The sequence below is a fragment of the Variovorax sp. GW460-12-1-14-LB1 genome, from assembly GCF_059423605.1.
This window is the reverse complement of record NZ_JBWKYF010000065.1, coordinates 16,709-39,270: the sequence shown is the minus strand read 5'-3', so window position 1 is coordinate 39,270 and position 22,562 is coordinate 16,709. Positions and strand designations below refer to the sequence as shown.

27 protein-coding genes are annotated in these 22,562 nt (G+C 68.3%); 12 read left to right on the top strand and 15 right to left on the bottom strand.

The window, feature by feature from the left end; all coding sequences use genetic code 11:
* Positions 1-49 precede the first annotated feature (49 nt).
* Both AC07Y4_RS25695 and AC07Y4_RS25690 read right to left on the bottom strand, forming a co-directional pair.
* Positions 50-901 carry a PA4780 family RIO1-like protein kinase gene (locus AC07Y4_RS25695; protein ID WP_495275305.1) on the bottom strand — a complete coding sequence of 284 codons (852 nt, stop codon included), beginning with the start codon at positions 899-901 and terminating at the stop codon, positions 50-52.
* Positions 898-1,998, bottom strand: a complete 1,101-nt coding sequence (locus AC07Y4_RS25690) for a GNAT family N-acetyltransferase (protein WP_495275304.1) — start codon at positions 1,996-1,998, stop codon at positions 898-900. Before AC07Y4_RS25690 ends, AC07Y4_RS25695 begins: the two co-directional genes overlap by 4 nt.
* Positions 1,999-2,335: 337 nt before the next feature.
* Here AC07Y4_RS25690 and AC07Y4_RS25685 point away from each other — a divergent pair, with 337 nt between their 5' ends.
* Positions 2,336-3,148, top strand: a complete 813-nt coding sequence (locus AC07Y4_RS25685) for an ankyrin repeat domain-containing protein (protein ID WP_495275303.1) — start codon at positions 2,336-2,338, stop codon at positions 3,146-3,148.
* A gap of 3 nt (positions 3,149-3,151) precedes the next feature.
* On the opposite strand, the gene pdxR is transcribed toward AC07Y4_RS25685, so the two are convergent.
* The gene (gene pdxR / locus AC07Y4_RS25680) at positions 3,152-4,573 is read right to left on the bottom strand and encodes a MocR-like pyridoxine biosynthesis transcription factor PdxR (protein WP_495275302.1); all 1,422 of its coding nucleotides are present in this window, start codon (positions 4,571-4,573) and stop codon (positions 3,152-3,154) included.
* A gap of 96 nt (positions 4,574-4,669) precedes the next feature.
* Between pdxR and AC07Y4_RS25675 the strand changes: the two genes are divergently transcribed.
* The 5 genes from AC07Y4_RS25675 (at position 4,670) to AC07Y4_RS25655 (ending at position 7,833) form a co-directional block, all read left to right on the top strand.
* Positions 4,670-5,413 (top strand): NAD-dependent epimerase/dehydratase family protein, encoded by a 744-nt coding sequence (locus tag AC07Y4_RS25675; protein WP_495275301.1) that lies wholly within the window; start codon positions 4,670-4,672, stop codon positions 5,411-5,413.
* The gene (locus AC07Y4_RS25670) at positions 5,410-5,943 is read left to right on the top strand and encodes a cupin domain-containing protein (protein ID WP_495275300.1); all 534 of its coding nucleotides are present in this window, start codon (positions 5,410-5,412) and stop codon (positions 5,941-5,943) included. Before AC07Y4_RS25675 ends, AC07Y4_RS25670 begins: the two co-directional genes overlap by 4 nt.
* Positions 5,944-6,057: 114 nt before the next feature.
* Positions 6,058-6,393 (top strand): SMR family transporter, encoded by a 336-nt coding sequence (locus AC07Y4_RS25665; RefSeq protein WP_495275299.1) that lies wholly within the window; start codon positions 6,058-6,060, stop codon positions 6,391-6,393.
* 3 nt (positions 6,394-6,396) lie between these two features.
* Entirely contained in the window at positions 6,397-7,206 is an 810-nt protein-coding gene (locus AC07Y4_RS25660) for an APH(3'') family aminoglycoside O-phosphotransferase (RefSeq protein WP_495275298.1), read from the top strand.
* A 246-nt stretch (positions 7,207-7,452) separates the two neighbouring features.
* Complete coding sequence (locus AC07Y4_RS25655; protein ID WP_495275297.1) at positions 7,453-7,833, top strand: helicase SNF2; 381 nt, start codon at positions 7,453-7,455, stop codon at positions 7,831-7,833.
* 126 nt (positions 7,834-7,959) lie between these two features.
* Here the strand turns inward: AC07Y4_RS25655 and AC07Y4_RS25650 are convergent, their stop codons facing one another.
* Complete coding sequence (locus AC07Y4_RS25650; RefSeq protein ID WP_062481469.1) at positions 7,960-8,349, bottom strand: DUF427 domain-containing protein; 390 nt, start codon at positions 8,347-8,349, stop codon at positions 7,960-7,962.
* A 95-nt stretch (positions 8,350-8,444) separates the two neighbouring features.
* Positions 8,445-9,263: an NAD(P)H-dependent oxidoreductase gene (locus tag AC07Y4_RS25645; RefSeq protein WP_495275296.1), complete on the bottom strand. Its 819-nt coding sequence runs from the start codon at positions 9,261-9,263 to the stop codon at positions 8,445-8,447.
* 88 nt (positions 9,264-9,351) lie between these two features.
* Here AC07Y4_RS25645 and AC07Y4_RS25640 point away from each other — a divergent pair, with 88 nt between their 5' ends.
* Both AC07Y4_RS25640 and AC07Y4_RS25635 read left to right on the top strand, forming a co-directional pair.
* Positions 9,352-10,245, top strand: coding sequence for a LysR family transcriptional regulator (locus tag AC07Y4_RS25640; RefSeq protein WP_095947135.1), 894 nt, complete (start codon positions 9,352-9,354; stop codon positions 10,243-10,245).
* 49 nt (positions 10,246-10,294) lie between these two features.
* The gene (locus AC07Y4_RS25635) at positions 10,295-10,690 is read left to right on the top strand and encodes a hypothetical protein (RefSeq protein ID WP_495275295.1); all 396 of its coding nucleotides are present in this window, start codon (positions 10,295-10,297) and stop codon (positions 10,688-10,690) included.
* Positions 10,691-10,753: 63 nt separating this feature from the next.
* Here AC07Y4_RS25635 and AC07Y4_RS25630 read toward each other — a convergent pair whose 3' ends face one another.
* Positions 10,754-12,175 (bottom strand): FAD-binding oxidoreductase, encoded by a 1,422-nt coding sequence (locus tag AC07Y4_RS25630; protein ID WP_495275294.1) that lies wholly within the window; start codon positions 12,173-12,175, stop codon positions 10,754-10,756.
* Between the two features lie 103 nt (positions 12,176-12,278).
* Here AC07Y4_RS25630 and AC07Y4_RS25625 point away from each other — a divergent pair, with 103 nt between their 5' ends.
* On the top strand, positions 12,279-12,995 hold the full coding sequence (locus AC07Y4_RS25625) for a winged helix-turn-helix transcriptional regulator (RefSeq protein ID WP_495275293.1): 717 nt from the start codon (positions 12,279-12,281) through the stop codon (positions 12,993-12,995).
* Positions 12,996-13,013: 18 nt separating this feature from the next.
* Here the strand turns inward: AC07Y4_RS25625 and AC07Y4_RS25620 are convergent, their stop codons facing one another.
* On the bottom strand, positions 13,014-13,400 hold the full coding sequence (locus AC07Y4_RS25620) for a VOC family protein (RefSeq protein WP_307693193.1): 387 nt from the start codon (positions 13,398-13,400) through the stop codon (positions 13,014-13,016).
* 211 nt (positions 13,401-13,611) lie between these two features.
* On the opposite strand from AC07Y4_RS25620, the gene AC07Y4_RS25615 reads away from it, so the two are divergent.
* The 3 genes from AC07Y4_RS25615 to AC07Y4_RS25605 all read left to right on the top strand — a co-directional run bounded on the left by AC07Y4_RS25615 (position 13,612) and on the right by AC07Y4_RS25605 (position 16,174).
* On the top strand, positions 13,612-14,121 hold the full coding sequence (locus AC07Y4_RS25615; RefSeq protein ID WP_495275292.1) for a hypothetical protein: 510 nt from the start codon (positions 13,612-13,614) through the stop codon (positions 14,119-14,121).
* Between the two features lie 59 nt (positions 14,122-14,180).
* A complete protein-coding gene (locus AC07Y4_RS25610) occupies positions 14,181-15,662 on the top strand; it encodes an ankyrin repeat domain-containing protein (protein ID WP_495275291.1) in 1,482 nt (493 codons plus the stop codon).
* Positions 15,663-15,742: 80 nt separating this feature from the next.
* Positions 15,743-16,174, top strand: coding sequence for a VOC family protein (locus AC07Y4_RS25605; protein WP_492696842.1), 432 nt, complete (start codon positions 15,743-15,745; stop codon positions 16,172-16,174).
* 36 nt (positions 16,175-16,210) lie between these two features.
* On the opposite strand, the gene AC07Y4_RS25600 is transcribed toward AC07Y4_RS25605, so the two are convergent.
* From AC07Y4_RS25600 to AC07Y4_RS25565, 8 genes are all read right to left on the bottom strand, one after another.
* Positions 16,211-16,402, bottom strand: coding sequence for a hypothetical protein (locus AC07Y4_RS25600; protein ID WP_495275290.1), 192 nt, complete (start codon positions 16,400-16,402; stop codon positions 16,211-16,213).
* Between the two features lie 102 nt (positions 16,403-16,504).
* Positions 16,505-16,927 carry a GNAT family N-acetyltransferase gene (locus AC07Y4_RS25595; RefSeq protein WP_495275289.1) on the bottom strand — a complete coding sequence of 141 codons (423 nt, stop codon included), beginning with the start codon at positions 16,925-16,927 and terminating at the stop codon, positions 16,505-16,507.
* 76 nt (positions 16,928-17,003) lie between these two features.
* On the bottom strand, positions 17,004-19,511 hold the full coding sequence (locus AC07Y4_RS25590; protein WP_307585057.1) for a TonB-dependent siderophore receptor: 2,508 nt from the start codon (positions 19,509-19,511) through the stop codon (positions 17,004-17,006).
* A 129-nt stretch (positions 19,512-19,640) separates the two neighbouring features.
* Positions 19,641-20,636, bottom strand: coding sequence for a FecR domain-containing protein (locus AC07Y4_RS25585; protein ID WP_495275288.1), 996 nt, complete (start codon positions 20,634-20,636; stop codon positions 19,641-19,643).
* On the bottom strand, positions 20,633-21,157 hold the full coding sequence (locus AC07Y4_RS25580; protein WP_070061085.1) for a sigma-70 family RNA polymerase sigma factor: 525 nt from the start codon (positions 21,155-21,157) through the stop codon (positions 20,633-20,635). The genes AC07Y4_RS25585 and AC07Y4_RS25580 overlap by 4 nt, the downstream gene beginning before the upstream one ends.
* A gap of 73 nt (positions 21,158-21,230) precedes the next feature.
* On the bottom strand, positions 21,231-21,602 hold the full coding sequence (locus tag AC07Y4_RS25575; RefSeq protein ID WP_495275287.1) for a VOC family protein: 372 nt from the start codon (positions 21,600-21,602) through the stop codon (positions 21,231-21,233).
* 101 nt (positions 21,603-21,703) lie between these two features.
* Positions 21,704-21,913: a DUF4287 domain-containing protein gene (locus AC07Y4_RS25570; RefSeq protein WP_070061083.1), complete on the bottom strand. Its 210-nt coding sequence runs from the start codon at positions 21,911-21,913 to the stop codon at positions 21,704-21,706.
* A 55-nt stretch (positions 21,914-21,968) separates the two neighbouring features.
* Entirely contained in the window at positions 21,969-22,385 is a 417-nt protein-coding gene (locus AC07Y4_RS25565; protein ID WP_070061082.1) for a VOC family protein, read from the bottom strand.
* Positions 22,386-22,562: the final 177 nt, after the last annotated feature.

The window sequence follows — 22,562 nt, the reverse complement described above, 5'->3', positions numbered from 1 at the left end:
GCGCTGGGGCAGGGCGTTGGAAGTCATCGGGGCGGGCGGAGTCAGCCCGCTATTGTCGCGGCGCTTGCATCCGCAGTTGGCGCGCCGCTTCTTCCGCCCGTGCGTCGTCCACTTCGCGCAGCACGTTGCTGAGGTCGACCGGGCCGGTCTCGCGCACGAAGGTGCCCGTGAGCTCGGTCTCGGGCCGCAGCAGGCCGCGCTCGTAGAACTGCCAGATCTCGTCGCCGTAGTGCGTCTGCAGCAGCGCGGGCGCGTACTGCCCGAAGAAGTTGCGCAGGTTCTCCACGTCGCGCAGCAGCATGCGCTTGGCGTGGTTGTTGCCGGCCGCGTCCACGGCCTGCGGCAGGTCGATGATCACCGGGCCGTCTTCGGCCAGCAGCACGTTGAACTCCGACAGGTCGCCGTGCACGATGCCCGCGCAGAGCATGCGCATCACTTCCTTGAGCAGGCTCGCGTGGTGGCGCAGCGCGTCGTCGGGCGAGAAGGCCACGTCGTTCAGGCGCGGGGCGGCGTCGCCGTTCGCGTCGGTCACCAGGTCCATGAGCAGCACGCCTTCGAGGAAGTTGTGCGGCGTGGGCACGCGCACGCCCGCCGCGGCCAGGCGGTAGAGCGCATCGACCTCGGCGCTTTGCCAGATGGCCTCGGTCACCTTGCGGCCGAAGCGCGTGCCCTTGGCCATGGCGCGCGCCTCGCGGGTGTTCTTCACGCGCCGGTTCTCGGTGTAGTCGACGGCCTGGCGGAAGCTGCGCTTGTCGGCTTCCTTGTAGATCTTGGCGCAGCGCGTTTCTTCGCCGCAGCGCACGACGTAGACCATGGCTTCCTTGCCGCTCATGAGCTGGCGCACGACGCTGTCGATCAGCCCTTCGTCGACGAGGGATTGCAGTCTGGGGGGTGTCTTCATGCGCGCGCCTCCGGCACAGCCAGGGGGCGGGTCGAGAGGAAGGCCCTCAGGCTTTCCGTGCCGATCTGGTAGGCGCCATCATGCCTGTGCGGGGCAAAGCCCAGCTGGCGGTTGATGGCGAGCATGGGCGCATTGACCTCCGCGTTCTGCGTGACGGCGATCGCCACCTCGGGATGCCGCTCGCGCACGAGCTGCAACATGATCGCCTTCACGCCCTTGGCCAGTCCCTTGCCGCGCCAATGGCGGGCAACCCCGGTGAGACGCTGGAACATGCGGTCGGGGTACAGCTGGTTCCAGCTGGCGTCGCACACGGCGGCCACCTCGTCGTTGGCATCGCGCAGCAGCACGAGAAAGTGCTCGCCGCCGCGCCGGTCGATTTCGGCGTACCAGGCGTGGAAGCCTTCCAGCTCGAAGCGCAGGGGCGCGCGTTCCAGCGCGCTGGTGGGCGCGTCTTCGAGCAGCGCGGACAGCGGCGCCATCAGCGTGGCCAGCCGATCGAAGGGCACGCGGCCCGCGTGGATCTCCAGGCGCAGCCCGTGCGTGGGCGCGAGGGCGTCGGCGCGCCAGCGTGCGAGCGCCGCCCAGTCGAGGCTGTCGAAGGCCATGCGGTTCTCGATGCTGCGGTGCTTTTCGGTCGCACCGATGGCCGCGAGGAACGCCCGGCCTTCCGGCAAGTGGGCCTTGAAGGTCGCGGTGGTGGGGGCGCGCGTCTCCATCAGCGCCAGAAGCCGGTGCAGCAAGGTGCTGGCCACGCCCTGGCGTTGGTGCGATCGCAGCACGCCGCCCCACACGTCGATGAAAGGCGCGAAGGTCGCATAGTCGGGCGAGCCTTCGCGGCGCACGCCCATGTTGAGGCTGCCGACGATGCGCCCCTGTGCGTCCCGCGCGAAGGCGCGGTGCACCACGTGCAGCGGCGTGTGCTGGCGCACGTCCTGCTGGGTGTGGGCGTCATCGGGCTGCGGCTCGCCCGGAAAGTCTTCGTCGTGGCGCTGGCGCCAGTAGGCCAGCGCCTGCGCCCATTCTTCAGCGGACGCCCGCTGCGGATCGAAAGAAGAAGTCGTGAACTGCCGCGCATCGGCGGCACGGGTTTCAAGCATGGTGAGCCTTGATTCGAAAAGGGAACGGACCGCGCGCGGCACTCGTGTGCCGGCGTGGCGTTGTCTGAATCGGCGGCGTGTCGCGGCAGGACACCGCGAGGGTCGAACGGGCTGGCTGGTGGTGCCTTCAGCGGCACCGGGTGCGCGGGGAGCGCTTCAGCAGCAGTTCGGATGCGACCCGACGAACCGTACGTGGGAGGGAGAGTGAATAGCAGTGTCTTCCATCGCGCACCTCCAGTCCGGTTTGTTGATCGAGGCGTCGAATGTAGCGAGGTTCGCGCGGTCTGTGAAGTGCAAGGCGCCTGCGGCAGAATCCAAAAACCAACAGGGAGATGCCATGAATCCGAAGAAGATCTTCGACGCGGCGGGCGAAGCCGATGTCGACACGGTGCGCGCCTGCATCGCGGCCGGGGCCGACCTGGCCGCCGTGAACAAGCAGGGCTTCACCGCATTGCAATGTGCCGCGGCGGGTACGAACGAAGCCGAGCTCGTACCGATCCTCGCCGTGCTGCAACTGCTGCTCGAGGCCGGCAGCCCGCTCGAATACACCGGCACCGGCGGCCGCACCGCGCTGTACCTCGCGGCCGAGTTCTCGCCGACCACAGAGCCGGTGCAACTGCTCATCGACGCGGGCGCGAACCCCGACGTGCGCGACAGCCACGGCAACCACATCACGGAGAACGCGATGGAGGAAGAGGTCGCGCAGCTGCTGTCGCGCATCACCGGCCACGCGCTGCCCGAGCCGCCGCCGCCCGAGCCCGACCCGGTGAAGATGAGCGCCGCGCAGTGGCGCGCCGCCGAGGCACGCATCGCCGACGTGTTCGCCGCGCTGACGCATGCGGGCCTGGTCGCGCTGCAGGATGCGGGCGACACGCAGTCCGACGGCTTCTCCGATTGCTCCGAAGCGTTCCGCGAACGCGGCGGCAAGAAGGCCGGCGTGCACGGCTTCTGCTTCTACACGCGGCAGGACCAGAACCGCGCCAAGCGCACCAGCCAGCTCTCGCTCGCGTTCTGGGGTGCGCCCGAAGGCGGCGATGCCGACATGCGGCGCGTCGGCGAACTGGTGGTCGGCCAGTTCCGCGGCGCGGGCTTCGAGGTGCGCTGGAACGGCGCGTCGTCGATGCGGCCCGAAGTCGATCTGCGCGCCTGAGCTTCAGCCCAGCGCCACGCGCAGCCGGGTCGCGAGCTGGCGCGCCTGGGTGGGCGAGGCGACGTTGGTGAAACCCATCAGCAGCCCCTGGCCTTCAACGGCCGTGGTGCCCCGGGCCGACAGTGGCTGGCAGTTCAGGCCGGCCGCCTGCGCGCGGCGGGCCAGCACCACGTCGCTGTCGCGGTGCCCTTCGAAGCGCGCGATCAGGTGCATGCCGCCGGCCTGCAGGTCGATGCGCACGCCGTCGCCGAAGGCCTTGTGCAAGGCCTCGACCAGCAGGGCGCGGCGACGCGCGTAGAGCAGGCGCATCTTCTTCAGGTGGCGCGAGAAGTGGCCGTCGCGCATGAAGTCGGCCACCGTGGCCTGCGTGATCTGCGGGCAGCCGTTGGACGCGATGCGCGCCGCGTCCTCGAAGCGTTCGCGCAGCGATTCGGGCACCACCAGGTAGCCCAGCGCGAGGCCCGGGTAGAGCACTTTCGAGAAGCTGCCCGCGTACAGCACGCGGTCGTGCCCGTCGAGGCTCTTGAGCGCGGGCAGCGGCGCGCCGGCGTAGCGGTACTCGCCGTCGTAGTCGTCCTCGACGATCCAGGCCTTCGCACGCGAGGCCCAGTCGAGCAGCTGCAGCCGGCGCGCCAGCGACATCGACACGCCCAGCGGCGCCTGGTGCGAGGGCGTGACGACCGCCATGCGCGCCTTCGGCGAGCGGCGCACGCCGCGCGCGACCACCAGGCCTTCGTCGTCCACCGGCACGGGCACCACGCGGTGGCCGGCGCTGTGCAGCACGTCGCGCGTGGGCGCATACCCGGGGTCTTCGATCCACACGCGGTCGTCCCGGGCGAGCAGCGTGCGCGCCACCAGCGCCAGCGACGCGCGGTAGCCGCCGGTGACGAAGATCTGCGCCGGCTGGCAGGCCACGCCGCGCGACACCCGCAGGTAGGCCGCGATGGCCTCGCGCAGCGGCGCATGGCCTGCGGGGTCGCCGTAGAACAGGTCGGCCGCACCCATGGCGCGCGCACGGCGGGCCATCAGCCGTGCCCAGAGCTTGCGAGGAAAGGCGTCGAGTGCCGGGATGCCGAGCTGCAGCGGTGGCGGGGCGGCGGGGCCGGCCAGTGCGGGCGCATCCGCGACGGGGCGCGAACCGGCGCGCACCGGCCGCTGCACCGGCAGTGACGGCGACACCACCGTGCCCGCCTGTCCCTGCGCGCAGAAATAACCTTCGCCTGCGAGCTGGCTGTAGGCCGCTTCCACCGTGCCGCGCGCCACGCCCAGCTCGCTGGCCAGGCTGCGCGCCGAGGCCACGCGGTCGCCGGGGCGAAGCACGCCGTGCTCGATCGCGTTGCGAAAGCGCTCGTAGACCTGGCGATGCAGCGGGGTCGCGGTCGAGCGGTCGATGCCGGGGAGGGCGTTGTCTGGCGGTTCGATCATGGCCTGGTCATTTTGACGATTCTTGGTTCTTTCGTCTGGTGCATCGCGATCCTAAGCTCGTGGCTTCGAACAGCCAGCAGGAAAGAAGGACACGCAATGGGCGAGAAGGTATTCGTGGCGGGCGCGACCGGGGCCGTGGGCTCGGCGCTGATCCCGCTGCTGGTCGAGGCCGGCCACACGGTGCATGGCGGCACCCGCCGGGCCGATCGCGCGGCGATGCTGGAGGCACGCGGTGCGACGTCGGTCGTCGTCGATGTGTTCGACGCGCAGGCCTTGCGCGACGCGCTGGTGCGCATCGCGCCCACGGTCGTCATCCATCAGCTCACCGATCTGCCCCGGGACCTGGACCCGGTGCTGATGGCCGAGGCGGTGGTGCGCAACGCGCGCGTGCGCATCGAGGGCACGCGGAACCTCGTCGCGGCGGCGCTGGCGGCCGGTGCGACGCAGTTGATTGCGCAGAGCATCGCCTGGGCCTATGCGCCCGGGCCGACGCCGCACACCGAGGGCGACCCGCTCGACCTCGGGGCCGAAGGCGGTCGCCGCATCAGCATCGACGGCGTGGCGGCGCTGGAGCGCAGCGTGCTGGGTGCCGTCGGCCTCACGGGCACGGTGCTGCGCTATGGGCAGTTGCATGGGCCGGGCACATCGAACGCGGCACCGAAGGGCGCGAGCCCGGTGCATGTCGAGGCCGCGGCCTGGGCGGCGCTGCTCGCGATGCGGCATGCGCGCGGCGGCATCTTCAACATCGCGGAAGACAGCGCCGAGGTCAGCAGCGAGAAGGCAAGGCGCGAACTGGGGTGGCATGCGGCACTGCGGTCGTCGCAGGAGGTCGCGTCATGAAGGCCGCACGCTGGCATGGCACGCCGTCGATCGGCGCGGGTCTTGCAGGGCTGTCGCTGGTGCTCGCCGCCGGCTGGGCGCTGATGCCGCGCACCGGCCAGCAGGAGGCCGTGCAGTGGTTCGCCGACGTATGCAGCTCGGTGGCGCGGCCGATGTTCGCTTCTGCACCGGTGCCGGCCGGTTCGGAGGCGACGGCGCGGCCGGCGACGCAGGTCAAGGTGCTGTCGTGTGAGGCGCTGCCGCATGTGCCCGGCAAGTCGGTGACGACGGTGCTGGTCGACTTTCCGCCGCTGGCCTATTCGCCCGCGCACCGGCACCCGGGCTCGGTGACCGCGATCATTGTCGAAGGCACCATCCGCTCACAACTGGGCGGCGGCCCCGTGGGCACTTTCAAGAGCGGCGAGACCTTCTTCGAGCCGCCGAACACGCTGCACATGTTCGCGGAGAACCCCGACCCGGTGAAGCCCGCGAAGTTGATGGCGGTGTTCGTCACCGATACCAACTGCGGACCGTTGTTGCTGCCGCCCTGAAGCTTCCGGTGCTGTGCGCACAGCTTCGAGAGAGCGTCAAACGCACGCGCCTTCGGCCCCGGATCGCGCAAGGCCACCGAGGCCGCACGGACTGCGCGCGTTTAGAGTCCGGCGATGACCCTGACCTATGCATACCTCGCTGTCGCGATCGTCGTCGAAGTGCTCGCGACCAGCTTCCTCAAGGCCTCGGACAGCTTCACCCAGCTCTGGCCCAGCGTGGCCACGGTGGTGGGCTACGCGGTGTCGTTCTACTTTCTCTCGCTCGCGCTGCGCGTGCTGCCCACCGGCATCGCCTATGCGATCTGGTCGGGCGTGGGCATCGTGCTGATCTCGGTGGTGAGCTGGCTCTGGTTCGGCCAGACGCTCGATACACCGGCCATCGTCGGGCTGGGGCTGATCATCGCGGGCGTGGTGGTGGTCAACGTGTTCTCGAAGTCGGTGGGGCACTGAGGCATGGGCACGGTCGAACAGCTGCTGCCCCGGCTGCCCGCCGGCACGACGTGGGCGCCAGCCAGCGAGGGCGAGTCGGGCGATGCGGTGTTCCGCCGCAGCGACGGTGCGGCCTTCGCGAAAGTGTCGCTCGGTGCGGGCGCCGTGCAGCTCGACGAAGAGCGTCGTCGCACCGGATGGCTCGCGCCGTACGGCGTCGGCTCCGCGCGCGTGCTCGACTGGCGCGTGACGCCCGAAGGCGCCTGCCTGGTCACGGCCGCGGTGCCGGGCGTGCCGGCCAGCGACCTGCCGGCGGCCGAGCTGCTGCGTGCCTGGCCGTCGATGGCGCGGCGCCTGCGCGCGCTGCACGAGATCCCGGCGGGCGAATGCCCGTTTGCGCGCCCGCTGTCAGCCATGTTCGACCGCGCGGCCGATGTCGTCGCACGCGGCGCGGTGAACCCGGAGTTCCTCGACCCCGACCAGCAGGACGTGCCGCCGCCGTTGCTGCTGGCGCGGTTGCAAGCCGACCTGCCGCACCGGCTCGCGCAGGAAGCGCAAGACCGCGTCGTGTGCCACGGCGATGCCTGCCTGCCGAACTTCCTGGTCGATCCGCAGACGCTGCAATGCACGGGCCTCATCGACGTGGGGCGGCTCGGCACGGCGGACCGGTATGTCGACCTGTCGCTGCTGCTGGGCAATGCGCGCGAGAGCTGGCGCGATGCGGCGGACGCGCGCACCGCGCATGCCTTGCTGTTCGCCCAGTTGGGCATCGACGCGCCCGACGACGGCCGGCTCGAGTTCTATCTTCGGCTCGACCCGCTGACCTGGGGCTGATGGCGGCGCCGGCGCGCCGCATTGTTTCCTTTTCGGGAACGCCGTGGTTCTTTTTGCTGCGGGTTTTTACCTAGATCCCGCCGCACAATTCATCTCACGGACCGGCCCCCAAAGCCGGTCCGGATGAACAGGCCCCGAGCGAGTTGGCCGCCCTTCAAGAAGAGGGACGGTGACCCACCCAAGACCGGTTCAAACCATCCAAGCAAACACTTGTACTACTGAACTGAATTGAAGAAGGAAACCGCCATGAACGCCTCGAAGATCCTCTCCGCCGTTGCTGTTGCCCTGATGGCCGTCGCCGGTGCCGCCCACGCTGAAACCTACGAAGGCGTGCATCGCCTGACCTCGGCCGCCAGCCGCGCCGATGTCGCCGCACAAGCCGTCGTGGCCGCGCACAGCGCCGACCCCTATGCCACCGGCGCCGAGGCAGGCCCCGCCCAGGTGTTCGTGTCGACCGTGAGCCGCGACGCCGTGCGCGCCCAGGCCGTGGTGGCCGCTCGCAGCGAGAACCCCTACAGCGAGGCCGTGACCTCCCGCATGGCCCCGGTGCTGGCCAGCGGCCTGGACCGCGCCAGCGTGCGCGCCGAAGCCCGTGCCGCCGCACGCGGCGAGGCACTGCCGCTGTAATCGATCGGTCTGACAGGCAGGCACGCGCACTCGGCCCCACGGGGCGGGTGTCGACGGGCCAGGGAAAGAAAAACCGGCCTTGCGAAAGCAAGGGCCGGTTTTTTCACGAACGGAGTGGGGCGGTCGTCAGAAGCAGCGTTCTTCGATCGTGCCCACGCGGTCCGGATAGAAGGCCACGTAGTCCTTGATCGGCGCGACCGATTCATAGGGTGACTCGTAGGTCCACACGGCATTCACCGAGCGTTCGCCGCCGGCTGGAATGCTGTAGTAGGCGCACTCGCCCTTGTACGGGCAGTAGGTCGCATGCGTGGTGCGCTCCAGCAGCGACATGCGCACGTCTTTGCGCGGAAGGTAATGCACCGTGCCGAAATGCGATTCGCGCAAGGTCAGCGCCTCGCGCGAGCTGGCAATGACATGGCCTCCCACCGACACCACCACGCGCAACGGATTCGGCGTGATGGTGATCGCATGGTCGGGGCCCGGAATCTTGACGGTGCGTTCTGGCGTGGCGAACATGGACAAGCTCCTTCGGACGAATCGGCGGATGCGCATCTTGCTGCGTTGTCGCGACGATTTGAAGTCTCCCGCGAATCCACCTGCTCCCGGCGTGGTTAAAGGCGGCCGGGCTCGAAAACCAAAGTTTCAGATTCGCTGTTTTTGCGGTGCACACCGAAGCCCGCGCGGCCCGGCGCGATGTGTTCGCGCAGCGTGAGCGCCGGAATTTCGTAGTCGCCGCCGTTCTGCCGGCGGAACGCAATCGGGTCGGTGGTCCACAGCGTGTCGAGCCGCTCGCCCAGCTCGCCGGTGATGCGCGCATAGGCTGCGGCATCGACCTTGCCCGTGCGGTGCACCACGAAGGGCGGCAGCACGTCGAAGCCCGGGTAGTAGAGGATGCCGTGGTGGATGGGAAACAGCAGGTCGTCCATCGGCCCGTTGATGCCGCGCGGGGCGTAGTGCGAGGCCCAGCCGCCGGTGGTTACCACCAGCATCGCGCGCTTGCCGGCCAGCGTGCCTTCGCCGAAGCGGTCGCCCCAGTGTGTATCGGAATGTTCGCCCACGCCGTAGGCAAAGCCGTAGGCGTAGATGCGCTCGATCCAGCCCTTGAGGATGGCGGGCATCGAGTACCACCACAGCGGGAACTGCAGGATCACCGCGTCGGCCCACAGCAGCTTCTCCTGCTCGGCGGCGATGTCGGCGGTCTGCGTGCCGCCTTCGAAGGCGCGCAGCGAGTCGAGCACGGGGTCGAAGGGCGCGGCGGTGTCGCGCGCGGGAAAGTCGTCGGCGTCGAGCGCGGGCTTCCAGCGCATCGCGTACAGGTCGGACACGCGCACGGAATGGCCGGCGCTCGTGAGGCGTTCGACCATGAAGCGATGGAGCGAGCCGTTCAGCGAGGCGGCTTCGGGATGGGCAATAACCAGCAGGATGTTCACGGTGTCAAAGGGTTCGAGTGAAGACGCCCTCAGGTTAGGGATTGCCAAGCTATATTGGAAATGAATAGTTTGAATGCCAGGTATCGCCATGAACAATTTCAGCCGCATCGACCTCAACCTGCTGGTCACGCTCGACACCTTGCTGGCCGAGCGCAACGTGACCCGCGCGGCCGAGCGCCTGAACCTTTCGCAGCCCTCGGTGAGCGTGCAGCTCGCCAAGCTGCGCGAGCTCTTCGACGACCCGCTGCTCGTGCCCGCGCAGCGCGGCATGCGGCCCACCGCACGCGCCGACGAACTGCGCGAGCCGCTGCGCGAAGCCCTCGCATCGCTGGGCCGCGCGGTGGCGCCCAGCCAGCCCTTCGACCCGGCCAAGGCGACCACCACCTGGCGCGTGGCCGCGGCCGACTACGCCGAGTCGGCCATCCTGCTGCCCGCGCTGGCCGGCCTGCGCGCGGCGGCGCCCCACACCCGGCTGGCCGTGGTCGAGGCCGTGCCTACGCGCATGGCGCGCCAGCTCGAGCAGGCGGAGATCGACCTGTTCTTTCACACCAGCGTGGGCGCGCCGCCCGGCCTGCACCGGCGCGTGCTGTTCCACGAGCGCTACGTGCTGGCCGGGCGGGCAGGGCACCCGCGCCTGAAGCGCCGCCCCACGCTGGCGCAGTTCTGCGCGCTGGAGCATGTGGTGGTGTCGCTCAGCGGCGGCGGCTTTGCCGGGCCGACCGACGAGGCGCTGGCGGCGCAGGGCCTCACGCGGCGCGTGGCGCTGTCGGTGCCGCACTTCCTTTTCATGATGTCCGTGCTGGCCAGCACCGACATGGTCGCCATGCTGCCCGAGCGCCTGGCGCGCGGCGCGCCGGGGCTGCGCGTGGTGGAGGCGCCGCTGGAGGTGCCGGGCTACGAGATGGCGATGCTGTGGCACGAGCGCCGGCATCGCGACCCGGGGCATCGGTGGCTGCGCGAGCAGATCGCCCGCAGCTTGTAGCGCCGGCTGGCGAGCCAGTCGCCCCCTTTGCCGGCATCGGCTTTTCGCCATGACGACGCAGACCTTGTCGCTGCGGGCGTACAGTCGAAGCGTGGGCCTGTCGGGGCTCTCTCTGCACGAATGGAGGTCGAAGATGGCCCAGCACGCAATTACCGCTGTTCACTTCAAGGACGGAAAGGTGGACCTCGTCGCCATTCACCCGGTCGTGGAGAAGGAGTTCGGTTCGACGGAGTTTTCTCTTGGCACGGCACAGCGCGTCAGCGTCGGCGAATGCGTCAAGCTCCTTGCGGCCGGCGAGGAGGTGTGCCTGGCCCGGCGCACTGAAAACCACGGCTGGGAAGTCATTTGCGACGCCCGGCTCTTGCCGGGCGGGACCGCTTTCGCTGGCGTCGACATCCTGGACCGTCCCACGGATGCCTTGCTGCAGCTTCCTGCGTGGGACTAGGTCACCGGGCGCCCGCGCTGAATGCACCTTTGAAGGGCCGTCAATAAGTCGCCGACGATCGGTTCAGCCGGAGACGCTCTTTGTGTGACGGAAGAAGTTCTCGGGGTCGTATCTGCGCTTGAGCGCCGCGAGTTTGTCCAGGTTGGCCCGGCCGTATGCGGCTTCGATGCGGTCCTGGCCCTCTTCCTCCGTCAGGAAGTTGATGTAGGCCCCGCCTGTCGAGCAGGCGCGCGTCGCTTCGAAGCAGTCCCGCGCCCACTGGATGTGGATGTCGTCGTCGCCCGGCTGCTCCCAGGAGCCCGCGATGTTCAGCACATAGGCCGCGTCCCGGTTGCCCGCCGGCGAATGCCCGGCAGGCAGCTCGCCCAGCGCACCCTGGATCTGGAACAGGAGGATGGCCGAATGGGGCGACTGAATCCGGCCCGCATGCGTCACGGCGAGGTCGATGGTCCGCTGATCGATGCCTGGCAGGTAGTGCGACTTCCAGTAGTAGCGCCGTCCCTTGGGCTGCGTGGCGTCGAGCAGGCTCTGCATCTGCGTGTAGGGCCGGCGCGTCACGATGTCGGCCACCGGCTGGCCAAGCCTGCGCAGCGGTGCGATCAATGCTTCTCCCTCTTCGACCTTGCCGGTGTAGCAGACGAAGATGGCCACGATCGGCTTGCCGTGCACCTCCTTCGGGAGCCAGGGGGCCGGCGGCGCGATCCGCAGAACGGCCACGCTGGTCAGTTCGCGCGGGGCCTCTGCGCTGAACGCACGGTAGGCGTCGAGAACCTGCCGGGCGTCGTCGCCGCTCCATGCGATCGCACCGCCCAGGATTTCGGGGCCGACGGGAAAGAGTCGGTACTCGAAGGAGGTGACGATGCCGAAGTTGCCGCTGCCACCACGCAGCGCCCAGAACAGGTCCTCGTTCTCGTCCGCAGACGCACGCACGACTTCGCCGCCGGCCGTCACGACCTCCATCGAGACCACGTTGTCGCAGGTCCAGCCGTGGCGACGCGTGAGGTAGCCGAATCCGCCGCCGACGGTGAGGCCTGCAATTCCGGTGGCAGACACAAAACCGAGCACGGCGGCGAGCCCGTGCAGCTGCGTCTCGCGGTCGACGTCGCCCAGCGTGCAGCCCGCTTGCGCGCGCGCCGTGCGACGCGCCGGATCGACCCAGACGCCTCTGAGCAGCGACATGTCGATCATGAGGCCGCCCTCGCAGACCGCAAGCCCTGCGATGTTGTGGCCGCCGCCGCGCACGGAACTCAGAAGCCCATGCTGGCGCGCGAACCGGACGGCCTGCACGACATCGACCGTGCCGGTGCAGCGCGCCACCAGGCCAGGGCGACGGTCGATCATCGCGTTCCAGACCTTGCGCGACTCTTCGTAGGCCGGGTCCTCCGCGGTCAGCACCTGGCCTTTGAACGTGGCCTTGAACGACTGCAGGATCTCCGGCGAAAGGTCCACGGTCCCGCCGTCCATGCGTGTGAGTTGGATCGTCATGAGTCGTCTCCGAAAAGAGTGAGGAAGTCGGGGGCAGCTTGCGCGTGACCAGGCGGGCGAACAAGTCCAGAATCTGAAGCGTTGCCGCTCTGGAGACGAGGCGATGGAAAACACCTACGGTCAGTTCTGCACCGTCGCCAGGGGGGCCGAGGTGTTGTGCGAGCGATGGACGCCGCTGGTCGTGCGCGAGTTGCTGTGCGGCAGCAAGCGCTTCAACGACCTGCATCGCGGCGTCCCGCGAATGTCCACCAGCCTGCTGGCGCAGCGGCTTCATCGCCTCGAGGAGTTCGGTGTCGTGCGCCGCAGCACCGTCGGCAAGGTGTGGGAATACAGCCTCACGGAGGCCGGCGAGGAACTTCGACCCATCGTCATGGCGCTGGGCCATTGGGGTGCGCAGTGGATCGGCAGCCGCCTGCGCGACGATGAACTGGATGCGGGCCTGCTCATGTGGGACATGCGCCGGTTCGCGTGCATCCAGGAGTTCCCGCCCCGACCCGTGATCATCCACTTCCAGCTTCGCGACGCACGAACACGCGAGCGCACGTGGTGGCTCGTGGTGGAGGACGGCGTGGCCGATCTGTGCCGCGACGACCCGGGGCGCGAGCTGACGCTCGTGGTGGATGCCTCCGTGCGCGCCTTGACCGAAGTGTGGACGGGCGATCGCACGCCTGCGCAGGCGCTTCAGTCGCGCGAGATCCGTGTCGATGGGGCGAGGTGCGACGCGCAAGACCTGTGGCGGTGGCTGGGCACCAGCGTGTTCGCCTCGACGCGTCGCGCTGCGGGACGGAAGTTGCCGGACGGCCAATCTCTGGCGCCGTAGCTGCTCACGGCGAGCCAGCTACGTCGGCGCAAGGTCCTCGTGGATGCACAGGAAGTTGCCTTCCGTGTCCTTGAACCACGCTGCCTTTTCCGAACCGAGCACGCAGACATGGTCGACCGTCTTCAGGTCGGGAAAGTCGTAGTCCTCGAACACCACGCCGGCGCGCTTGAGCTTGTCGATGCTGGCGGCGATGTCCGGCACCTGGAAGCTGATCGCCGTGTGGTCGGCCTTGGTGCCCTCGGGTTTGGGAAACAGCGCGAGCGTGCTGCCGCCCACCGTGTAGACGAACTTGCCGTCGGGCCGCAAGCCACCCGCCTTCAGGCCCAGGCAGCCCTCGTAGAAGGCACGCGCGCGGTCCATGTCCTTCACGGGAAGCATGGTCGTGACAGACGAATCGGACAGCATGGTGGGTCCTTTCGAGCAGGTCGGCGCAGCGGGTGCCGCTTGGCGGCATGGCCTTGGCTGGCCGGGTGGTGGTCAGCTTACGCCTGAGGCGGGTGCGATGCCAGTGCGGTGGGTAACCTGTTTGGTGATGCGTGATCCTTTCATGAGGTCGCCTTCGGCCGGGGGCGGGCATGGCTAACATCGGCCGACAGCAGATCAAGGAGGACGCAGGATGACCGTGGTTGCAGAGACTTTGCGGATGTCGACACTGCAGCGACTCGGGGCGTCCGCGCCCTTGGTGCAATTGGCGATGGGCGAGTGCCTCCATGAAGTGTTCCGCACGGTCTGCCTGGGGCCGCCGTTCCTCGCGTACCACGGCGCCCGCGCACCCGACGGGCCGCCATGGGTTCCGCTGTGGGATCGCAGTAGCCGGGTGACGGGCCTGCGCGCACATCCGGATGGCCCGGAGTTCGTCGAGTTCAGCGTGGAAGACCCTCGCGCGTTCGAGCGCATCGCGTTGACCGAGCAAGGCTTCTGGGTGACCCGGTTCGACGTGCTGTATGAAAACGATGTGCCCGAGGGCGTTCTGCACGAGGCCCCACGGCGGGTCGGGTTCCGGTATCTGGATCAGCACCTGGCTGCGAGGGAAGAGGCCGAGGAGCGACTGAGCACCTTCAGCGATCACCGCCTGTGGCTGCAAGGCCTCGTGGCGGGCATCGATCGACAGGCCAGCGAGGCCTGACCGCAGTGTTCACACGAAACCCATCCTTTCATTGGTGCATCGCCCTCGCATCAGCTCTCATGCTCCACATGCCGGCGCACCCAGCCGAGGCCGAACCCGCTCGCGACACGACGTCCGCGCAAGCGCAGATCCCGTTCTTCGATGCCGTGGAGCGCGGTCGCCTGCGCGAGGTCGAGATGTTTCTTGCGCAGGGCTTCGGTGCCAACGATGTGCAGGGCTACGGTTTCAACGTGGGCGACTCGCCGCTGATGAAGGCCGCGCAGCAGGGCAACGCGCAGATGGTGAAGTTCCTGCTGCGTCGCCATGCCGATGTGAACTACCGCAACGCCAACGACGGCGAGACGGCGCTGCTGCGCGCAGCCAAGTTCGCGGGCTCCGGCGGTATCAGCGACACGCACGCCATCGACTTCCGCCAGACCCTGTCGCTGCTGCTGAAGGCGGGCGCGAACCCCGACACGCCCGATCGCAACGGCGGCCTTCCGTTGTTCTTTGCGCCCACGACCTGGGCCATCCAGGCGCTGCTGGCCGCCGGTGCCGACCCCAACGCAGCGAGCTCGAACCCGCCGCTGATCGAGCATGCGCACGACCCGACGCGTGTGCGGCTGTTGCTGGCCGCCGGCGCGCGGCCGGATGTGCGCGATGCGCAGGGCGCTTCGGCGCTGGCGGTGGCAGCTGAGAAGGGCAGCCTGGCAAGCGTCCGGCAGCTCCTGGCGGTCATGTCGCCGGACGCGGTGAGGGGCGCCGATGCCGATGGGCACAACGCGCTCGATGCGGCGGCCGGGGGCGGCGATGCGGGGATCGTTCGCCTGCTGCTGGCGCAGGGCCTGCCGGCGACCGAGCGCGCCGTGCGTGCAGCGGCGACGCAGGGGCATCTGCAGGCAGCCCGCCTGCTGCATCGGGCCATGGACCCGCCGCAGTGGCCGTCCCTCGAAGCGGGAGCACCGGCCGAGGCACGGGTCTATCTGCTGATCCTGCAGCAGAGACCGCAGGAGGCCCTGGCCGCCTACCGCGCCTTCGAGACGGTCGCTTGCGGACGCATGACGCCGTTGGCGTCGGCGGTCGATGCCGGCAATGTGGAGGCTGTGCGCGCCTTGCTGGCCCTGGGCGTCGACGTGAACCACCAGACCCCCGCGCCGCTGCGCAGCGAACTGGTGCCGCAGCCGCAGACCTCGTCGGGGCTGCCTCGCCTTGTCCATGTGCTGCCGCCTCCTTGCAACGACGCTTCGCTCGCGCCGCAGGCGGCTTTGCCGACGTTGCCACAGGCCACGCAGCCTGTCGGCCGGTTGCCGTTCGCACCCGCGCCCGGCACTGAAAGCGCCTTGCCGCCAGCGGGGTTCTGGACGGACAACGCCCTGATGCGCGCGGTGGCGCGCAACCACCTTGAGATCGCGCGGTTGCTGGTGGCGGCAGGTGCCAATCCGGCGCTGCAAAGCCACTACCCGCCGCACGCATCGGCGCAGGCATGGCTGCAGGCGCGCCCGCCATCGCATGGCGCGTCGCTGGCCGCATGGAAGAAATTGCTGAAGCTGGGTCGGCCCTGAGATGCAAACCCTGTCGCTCGATATCCGAGGTTGGCTTTGGTAGATTCCGCCACTCCGATCTCCACTGACAGGAGCGCTTCATGAGTACACAAAAAGAACTGCATCGCGGCCGCCTGATCGACCACATCGGACTGGTCGTTCGCGATCTGGCGGCCAGCAAGGCCTTCTACAGCGCCGTCTTCGAAGCGCTGAAGATCCCGATGGGCGGCTCGGACGCGCGCAACTTCTGGGCCGACGAGCTGTTCGTCTCCGCGCCTGGCAGCGAGGAAGTGCAGGGCGAACTGACCGGGCGCCACCACATCGCATTCCAGGCGCAGGACCGGGCCATGGTGGACGCCTTCTACCAGGCCGCATTGGCGCACGGAGGCCGGGACAACGGCCCGCCAGGTGAACGCGCCTACCACCCCGGGTACTACGCGGCGTTCGTGCTGGACCCGGACGGCAACAACATCGAGGCCGTGTTTCACGGCGAGGCCGATCGCAGTGCGGCTTCGGTGCGGATCAGGTTCTGATCCGTTCGAGGTGCTTCGTGAAGGCCAGGGCGGTCGTCAGGCCCAAGGGTACTTTCCCTGCAGCGACGCCAGCTCGTCCTGTTCTGCCTGCGTGAGCAGGGCGCCGAGCCGCAACTCTCGCTTGAGGCTGCGCAGGCGCTTCAGGTCGCGTCGAAGCCAGAAAACCGTGCCGCCCAGCAGGACCAGGAGGCCGATGGCACCCCCTACGAAGTTCAGCTTTTCACTCATGCATGACGCGTCCAGCGTTCGCCCGTACCCACGCAGTCGTTTCGGGGTTACTCATCATCAGGAGGCGTTCGTTGTTTCTCTCGCTTCGGGGCCATGCACTGATCAAAGAGCCTGCGCGGAGCGAGGACGAGCCTTTTTGAACAGCACTGTCATTTCTTCGCTCGGGCTGCGATAGCCGCATGCCTCGAAGAATCGCTTCGCATTGCCCAGCGCCTTCACGTAGACAGGGACACCAGGAAACTCCGCTTCCACGGCGCTCAGTAGCGCCCTGCCGATGCCCGAGCCCTGGGCGTCCGGGTGGACAACCAGTTCACCGAGCATCGTCGTGAATGCCCCGTCGCTGAAGGCTGAAACATAGCCGAGAAGCGCACCGCTGTCTGCACGTGCGTGGATGACGAGCGGGTAGGCCCGATGGGAGCGTTCGAACGATGCTTCGTCGTACCCGCTGCCCCAACCGACCGACGCCATCAGATGGCCAAACTCCTGCCAGGTGACGGTTCGTTCGTTCGAAATCGTGTAGTTCATGCCGAGGCGATTTTCCGCGCTTTGGTAGCGAGAGAGAAAAAAGGGCCACGCCAACCGCGCGCCCCTTCTCCCTAACTCACAGCTTCGGCGTGTACTTCACAGTGAACAGCACGTTGCGCGGATCGCCGTAGTTGTTGTTCCCGTTGGCCTCGCTGTAGGCCGGGATGTAGTAGCGCTTGTCGAAGACGTTGTTGATGTTGACGGCCAGCGCCACCTCCGGCGTCAGCTGGTAGGCCAGGCGCGCGCTCCACACGGCGAAGCCGGGCACCTTGTACGTGCGGTCGTAGCCCAGCGTGTGGCTCTGGATGCTGAAGCCGCCGCCCACGCTGAGCCGGCTCCAGTCGCCCGGTAGCTGGTAGTTGGTCCACACGCGCAGCATGTGCTTGGGCGTCCACTGGCTGAAGATCTTGCCCTTGTTGTCCGGGTCTTCGAGGAACCGGGTGGTGTTGTAGGTGTAGCCCGCCGTGAGCTGCAGCCGCGGCGCGACCTCGCCGCTGACCTCGGCCTCGAAACCCTGGCTGCGCACCTTGCCCGACGACTTGGAGCAGTACCAGCCGTCGCAGGCAAAGCCGCCGTCGCGGTCGGTCACGGCGCGGTTGGTGTGGTTGTAGCGGAACACGGCCAGCGAGGTGTTCAGGCGGCCGTCCATCAGCTCGCCCTTCAGGCCCACCTCGTAGTTGCTGCCGATGATGGGCTTGAGCCCGTCGCCCGAGACGGTGCGCTCGGTCTGCGGCTCGAACACGTCGGTGTAGCTCGCGTAGGCCGACCATTGCTTGTTGAGCGCGAACACGAGGCCGACGTAGGGCGTCACTTCGCCCGACGTGGAGACGGTGCTCGTGAAGCCCGCGGACTGGCTCGAGTAGAGGTAGTCGTACCAGCTCAGGCGCGCGCCGACGATGGCCGTGAGCGGCTCGGCCAGCTGGGCCCGCCAGCTGCCGTAGATGCCCTTTTGCCGCACGTCGTAGTGCGTGTGGCTCTTTCCGCCGCCCGCCGCCATGATGGTGTCGTAGTTCTGCGCGGGGCGGTTGTGGTCGATGGCGAAGATGTTGCCGCCGCCGCTGAACCGGCGCGCATACCGGTCGGTCGACTCGAACTTCGAGTAGTTGGCGCCGATGGTCAGGTCGTGCTGCATCGACAGCGCGTCGAAGCGTCCGCGCAGGTAGACGTCGAAGCCGAGCTTGCGGGAATCGAAGCGGGTGTCCCAGTCGGCGAAGTTCAGGCCGCTGCCGTCGGCTTGCACGTCGCCGTGCATGCGCTGGTGCTGCGCGCTGTTCTTCTCGTTCATGCCGAGCGCGGAGAACTTCAGCTTCCACTTGTCGTTGAAGCGGTGCTCGGCGTCGACATACACCGTGGTCTGCTCGATGTCGCTGTGGTTCCACAGGGCGCCCGTGAACACGGAGCGCGGCAGCCCGATGTCGGTGCCGTCCGGGTAGCGCGGAAAACCGCGCAGCATCGGACGCCCCTTGGCGTGCGAGTGGCTCACGCCGAAGCCGACGGTGGTGTCGGGCGAGATGTCGTAGTCGATGGCGCCGTAGAGCGAGCGCGTCTTGCGCCACACGTAGTCGGTGAACGAGTGGCTGCGGTCTTCGTCGACCACCACGCGGCCGCGCAGCGTGCCTTCGGCATTGAGCGGACCGCCGGCGTCGAGCTGCGCGCCGTAGTGGTCCCACGAGCCCGCCTTGCCGGTGAGCGTGAGCGTCTTCTCGGGCTGGCCGCGCTTGCGCACGAGGTTGATCGCGCCGCCCGGGCTGCCGGTGCCCTGCAGCAGGCCCGAGGCGCCGCGCAGCACTTCCACGCGGTCGAAGAACACGGTGTCTTCGGTGGCCCAGTTGCCCAGCGAGTACATGTTGCGCGGCACGGGCACGCCGTCGTATTGCCAGGCGTCGATCTGGAAGCCGCGCGACGTGAGGACCATGCCCGGGCCCACGCCCTTGACGCCCACCACGCCCGTGACGTTGTTGACCGCATCGCGCAGGTCGACGAGGCCCTGATCGTCCATGCGCTGGCGCGTGATCACGCTGACCGACTGGGGAATGTCCTTGAGCGCCTGCTCGCCCTTGCCGAGCGTCAACGCGCGCGCCGTGTACGAGCGCGTGCCTTCGGTGGTGGCGCTGCGTTCGGCCTCGGCCGTGACGGTGACCGGTGCGAGCGTCGTGCTGCCGTCGGCGCCAGTGTCTGCAGGGCCGCCGATGCTCGAGCGGCGCAGCGCATACGAGCCGCCCGCACCGCCCGCCGCCTCGAGGCCCGAGCCGGCCAGCAGCCGCGCGAAGCCTTCGCCCACGGCGTGCTGGCCCTGCAAGCCGGGTGATCGCTTGCCCTGCGCGAGGGCCGGCGGAATCGTGATGCTCACGCCGGCAGAGGCGGCGAAGCTCGACAGGGCCTCGTCGAGCGGGCCGGGTGCGATGTTGTAGGCCTTGCGTGCTTCCGTCTGCACGGCTGGTGCGTTGGGCGCGCTCGACGTCTGCGCGGCGACCGTCCCGGCGGCGGCGCACGCCATGGCGAACAGCGCGCCATGCACGGCGAGCGACAGCGCACGCAACGAGACGGTGTCGGAATCAAGGGGGGACGGTCGGCGACGGGCCATGGATTTCTCTCTCTCCTGCAAGGGTGTGAAGTTGCTGTTCCTCAAGGCTTCACACGCGAGGAAAGAAAAGGGGACAGGACGCGACGGAAAAAAACGCAGCGACCGAAATCGCCGCCGGCACCCGATGCCTCAACCGCCCGGCGCCACCACCGTGACCCAGTAGCGCGTGCGAAAGAGCACGTCCACCGGCAAGGCCTGCGGCAGGCTGTCGAGCACCGGGCCCGTGTCGCGCAACTGGAAGACGCCCGACACGCGCAGGTCGGCCACCGCCGGATCGCAACGCAGCACGCCGGGCCGGTAGCGGCCCAGCTCGGCGAGGAAGTCGTGCAGCCGCATGTTCCTGGCGCGCAGGACACCGCGCGACCAATCGTCGGCATCGGCGTCTGCCGCCGTGATCTCGCCGATGGCTGTCGAAGAAAACATGGCCTGCTCGCCGGCACGCACCACCGCCGCGAGGCTGCGTGCGCTGTCGGGGCGAACCTCGACCGCGCCGTCGAGCACCGTCAGATGGCTGCGATCGCCTTCGTGCTGCCGGACCACGAAGCGCGTGCCCAGCGCACGCAGGCGCCCCTGCGCGGTCTCGACGATGAAGGGGCGGTAGGCGGGGTCGGAAGAGGGCACGGCATCGGGCGCCGTGTCGATGAGTATTTCGCCCGCATGCAGCCGCACCACGCGCTGCGTCGCGCCGTAGGCCACGTCGATGGCCGTCGCGGTGTTGAGCTGCAGGCGCGTGCCGTCGGGCAGTCGCAGTTCGCGGCGTTCGCCCGTGGCGGTGCGGTGGTCGGCCAGCCATTCGCGCGCCGGGGACGCGCGCCAGGCCAGCCAGCCGGCAGGCGCTGCGGTCAGCAGCACGGCGAGTGCCTTGACGGCTGCGCGGCGGTCGCTTCGCACTGCGCGGCCCAGCACCGGCATCGACAGCGCGCCCGGCAGCCTGCCGAACTTGCCGCTGACTTGCTCGGCGCGCTGCCAGGCCGCTTCGTGCGCGGGGTCGGCCGCCCGCCAGCGCGTCCATTGTGTGCGCTCGGCCGCCGTGGCCTCGCCCGACTGCAGCAGGACGAACCATTGCGCCGCCTGCAGAGCGACGGCCTTGTCGACCCCGACCGCCATCGTGCGTTGCACCGTCACGCGACCAGCAGGATGCAGCGGGCCATGGCCTCGGCCATGTAGCGCTTGACGGTGCGCTCGCTCACGCCCAGCTTCGCGGCGATCTCCGCATAGCCCAGCCCTTCGAGCTGCGCCATCAGGAAGGCCTGGCGCACCGGCGGCGCCAAGCCGTCGAGCATGGCGTCGATCTCCTGCAGGGTTTCGAGAATGATCGCCTGCTGCTCGGGCGAGGGCGCCAGCGGTTCGGGCAACGCGCTCAAGGCCTCGAGGTAGGCCTGCTCCAGCGAACGCCGGCGGTACAGGTTGGCCAGCAACCGCTTGGCGACCACCGTCAGGTAGGCGCGCGGCTCCCGCAATTGCCAGTCGCACTGCTTCTCGGGCGTGTGGTCTGGCGCGGTGAGGATGCGCAGAAAGGTGTCTTGTGCGAGGTCTGCCGCATCGAAGGCATTGCCGAGCTTCCTGCGCAACCAGCCCTGCAACCACCCGTGGTGCTCGCTATAGAGGGTGTGGATGTGCGGGTGCAGAGCGGGATCGGCGGCCATGGCGGACGTAATGCGGTGGCCAGGCCATCCAAATAAGAATTATTCTCATTGTATGACGAGTGTGCACCAATGGCTACGTTCGGGGCTGCTGCACCAGTTGAAGCTCGTTGCCGGCGGGGTCGCGCAACGTGGCGAGGATGCCGCCCCAGGATTGCGCCTCGGGGAGGCCGCTGAAGGCGACGCCGCGTGACGAGAGTTCGGTGTACTTCGACTGGATGTTGTCCACGTCGAAAGACAGGCCTGTGAAGCGGCCCACCAAGGCCAGGTCTTCTGGCGGGGCATCTGCTTCGACACTCTCGACCACCAGACTCATGGGTCCTGCGTCGAACACGCAAAAGCCCTGATCGCGTCCGTCGGCCTTCAGAGGCAGGCCGAGGATCTTTTCATAGAAGCGGGCGGCGAGGGCGAGGTCTTGGACGAAGATGCGGGCGGTGTGCAGCTGCATGGTGTCTCCTGGGTGAGCTGTTCGACGAAAAGGGAGCGCGTCGTTCTCCGTTTGCACCTCCGTGCGCCAAAGGTCTGCATTCTTGGCGCCGATGGCGCGTGCTACTTCTTCGCAAGAAACGCCGCAACCAACGCATTCGCATGCCCATGACCCATCTGGTGCTGGGTCTTGAGCTGGCTCACGAGCTCCATGTGCTTGAGGGGGCCCGCAGCCTGAAGAATGTCCATCCAATGCGCGATCGGCTGGCCGTAGGTCTTCTCGATGGAGGGGAAGTACGAGGCGGGTCCTTTTACCTTGGCGGTCTCGGTCATGGGCGGTTCTTTCGCGGGTGAAGAGTGAGGTTCGTGAAAGGGAGCGAGGCCATTCTTACAGCTGCCAGCTCCTGTTGCTGGCATTGGGCTGGATCAGGTCCCACATGTTCCCGCACAGGTCCTTGAAGACAGCCACGACCCCGTGCGGCTGCTCCTCCGGCGGGCGAACGAACTCGACGCCTGCGGCCTTGTACTTTTCGTAGTCGCGCCAGAAGTCGTCCGTGTACAGGAACAGGAACACGCGGCCTCCGGCCTGATCGCCGATGGCGCGTTGCTGTTCTGGCGCCGACGCCTGTGCCAGGAGAAGGCAGGCCCCTTGCCCGCCCTGCGGCTTGACGACGACCCACCGCTTTCCTTGCGCAGGCACGGGCGTGTCTTCGACGAGTTCGAAGCCCAGTGTGCCGACGAAGAATTCGAGCGCCTTGTCGTAGTCGGGGACCACCAGGGAGACGAGGCCGAGTGATTGGTGCATGGGGCGCGATTGGAAAAATCAGGGATGGTAAGGCGATGCATCGCTCATGTGCGAACCTGGCCCGCTTGCGATCGGTATCGGCGCAAAGGGCCTGAAGCAGAAGCTCAGGCAGTGCGAGCTAGCCTAGGCTGACACCCCCCCTTCGCCAACACATTCATTGGAGTTGGGATTGATTCG

Coding starts and splice junctions, on each gene's coding strand:
- AC07Y4_RS25695 (WP_495275305.1), bottom strand. CDS start 901: ATGAAGACACCCCCCAGACTGCAATCCCTCGTCGACGAAGGGCTGATC.
- AC07Y4_RS25690 (WP_495275304.1), bottom strand. CDS start 1,998: ATGCTTGAAACCCGTGCCGCCGATGCGCGGCAGTTCACGACTTCTTCT.
- AC07Y4_RS25685 (WP_495275303.1), top strand. CDS start 2,336: ATGAATCCGAAGAAGATCTTCGACGCGGCGGGCGAAGCCGATGTCGAC.
- pdxR (WP_495275302.1), bottom strand. CDS start 4,573: ATGATCGAACCGCCAGACAACGCCCTCCCCGGCATCGACCGCTCGACC.
- AC07Y4_RS25675 (WP_495275301.1), top strand. CDS start 4,670: ATGGGCGAGAAGGTATTCGTGGCGGGCGCGACCGGGGCCGTGGGCTCG.
- AC07Y4_RS25670 (WP_495275300.1), top strand. CDS start 5,410: ATGAAGGCCGCACGCTGGCATGGCACGCCGTCGATCGGCGCGGGTCTT.
- AC07Y4_RS25665 (WP_495275299.1), top strand. CDS start 6,058: ATGACCCTGACCTATGCATACCTCGCTGTCGCGATCGTCGTCGAAGTG.
- AC07Y4_RS25660 (WP_495275298.1), top strand. CDS start 6,397: ATGGGCACGGTCGAACAGCTGCTGCCCCGGCTGCCCGCCGGCACGACG.
- AC07Y4_RS25655 (WP_495275297.1), top strand. CDS start 7,453: ATGAACGCCTCGAAGATCCTCTCCGCCGTTGCTGTTGCCCTGATGGCC.
- AC07Y4_RS25650 (WP_062481469.1), bottom strand. CDS start 8,349: ATGTTCGCCACGCCAGAACGCACCGTCAAGATTCCGGGCCCCGACCAT.
- AC07Y4_RS25640 (WP_095947135.1), top strand. CDS start 9,352: ATGAACAATTTCAGCCGCATCGACCTCAACCTGCTGGTCACGCTCGAC.
- AC07Y4_RS25635 (WP_495275295.1), top strand. CDS start 10,295: ATGACGACGCAGACCTTGTCGCTGCGGGCGTACAGTCGAAGCGTGGGC.
- AC07Y4_RS25630 (WP_495275294.1), bottom strand. CDS start 12,175: ATGACGATCCAACTCACACGCATGGACGGCGGGACCGTGGACCTTTCG.
- AC07Y4_RS25625 (WP_495275293.1), top strand. CDS start 12,279: ATGGAAAACACCTACGGTCAGTTCTGCACCGTCGCCAGGGGGGCCGAG.
- AC07Y4_RS25620 (WP_307693193.1), bottom strand. CDS start 13,400: ATGCTGTCCGATTCGTCTGTCACGACCATGCTTCCCGTGAAGGACATG.
- AC07Y4_RS25615 (WP_495275292.1), top strand. CDS start 13,612: ATGACCGTGGTTGCAGAGACTTTGCGGATGTCGACACTGCAGCGACTC.
- AC07Y4_RS25610 (WP_495275291.1), top strand. CDS start 14,181: ATGCTCCACATGCCGGCGCACCCAGCCGAGGCCGAACCCGCTCGCGAC.
- AC07Y4_RS25605 (WP_492696842.1), top strand. CDS start 15,743: ATGAGTACACAAAAAGAACTGCATCGCGGCCGCCTGATCGACCACATC.
- AC07Y4_RS25600 (WP_495275290.1), bottom strand. CDS start 16,402: ATGAGTGAAAAGCTGAACTTCGTAGGGGGTGCCATCGGCCTCCTGGTC.
- AC07Y4_RS25595 (WP_495275289.1), bottom strand. CDS start 16,927: ATGAACTACACGATTTCGAACGAACGAACCGTCACCTGGCAGGAGTTT.
- AC07Y4_RS25590 (WP_307585057.1), bottom strand. CDS start 19,511: ATGGCCCGTCGCCGACCGTCCCCCCTTGATTCCGACACCGTCTCGTTG.
- AC07Y4_RS25580 (WP_070061085.1), bottom strand. CDS start 21,157: ATGGCCGCCGATCCCGCTCTGCACCCGCACATCCACACCCTCTATAGC.
- AC07Y4_RS25575 (WP_495275287.1), bottom strand. CDS start 21,602: ATGCAGCTGCACACCGCCCGCATCTTCGTCCAAGACCTCGCCCTCGCC.
- AC07Y4_RS25570 (WP_070061083.1), bottom strand. CDS start 21,913: ATGACCGAGACCGCCAAGGTAAAAGGACCCGCCTCGTACTTCCCCTCC.
- AC07Y4_RS25565 (WP_070061082.1), bottom strand. CDS start 22,385: ATGCACCAATCACTCGGCCTCGTCTCCCTGGTGGTCCCCGACTACGAC.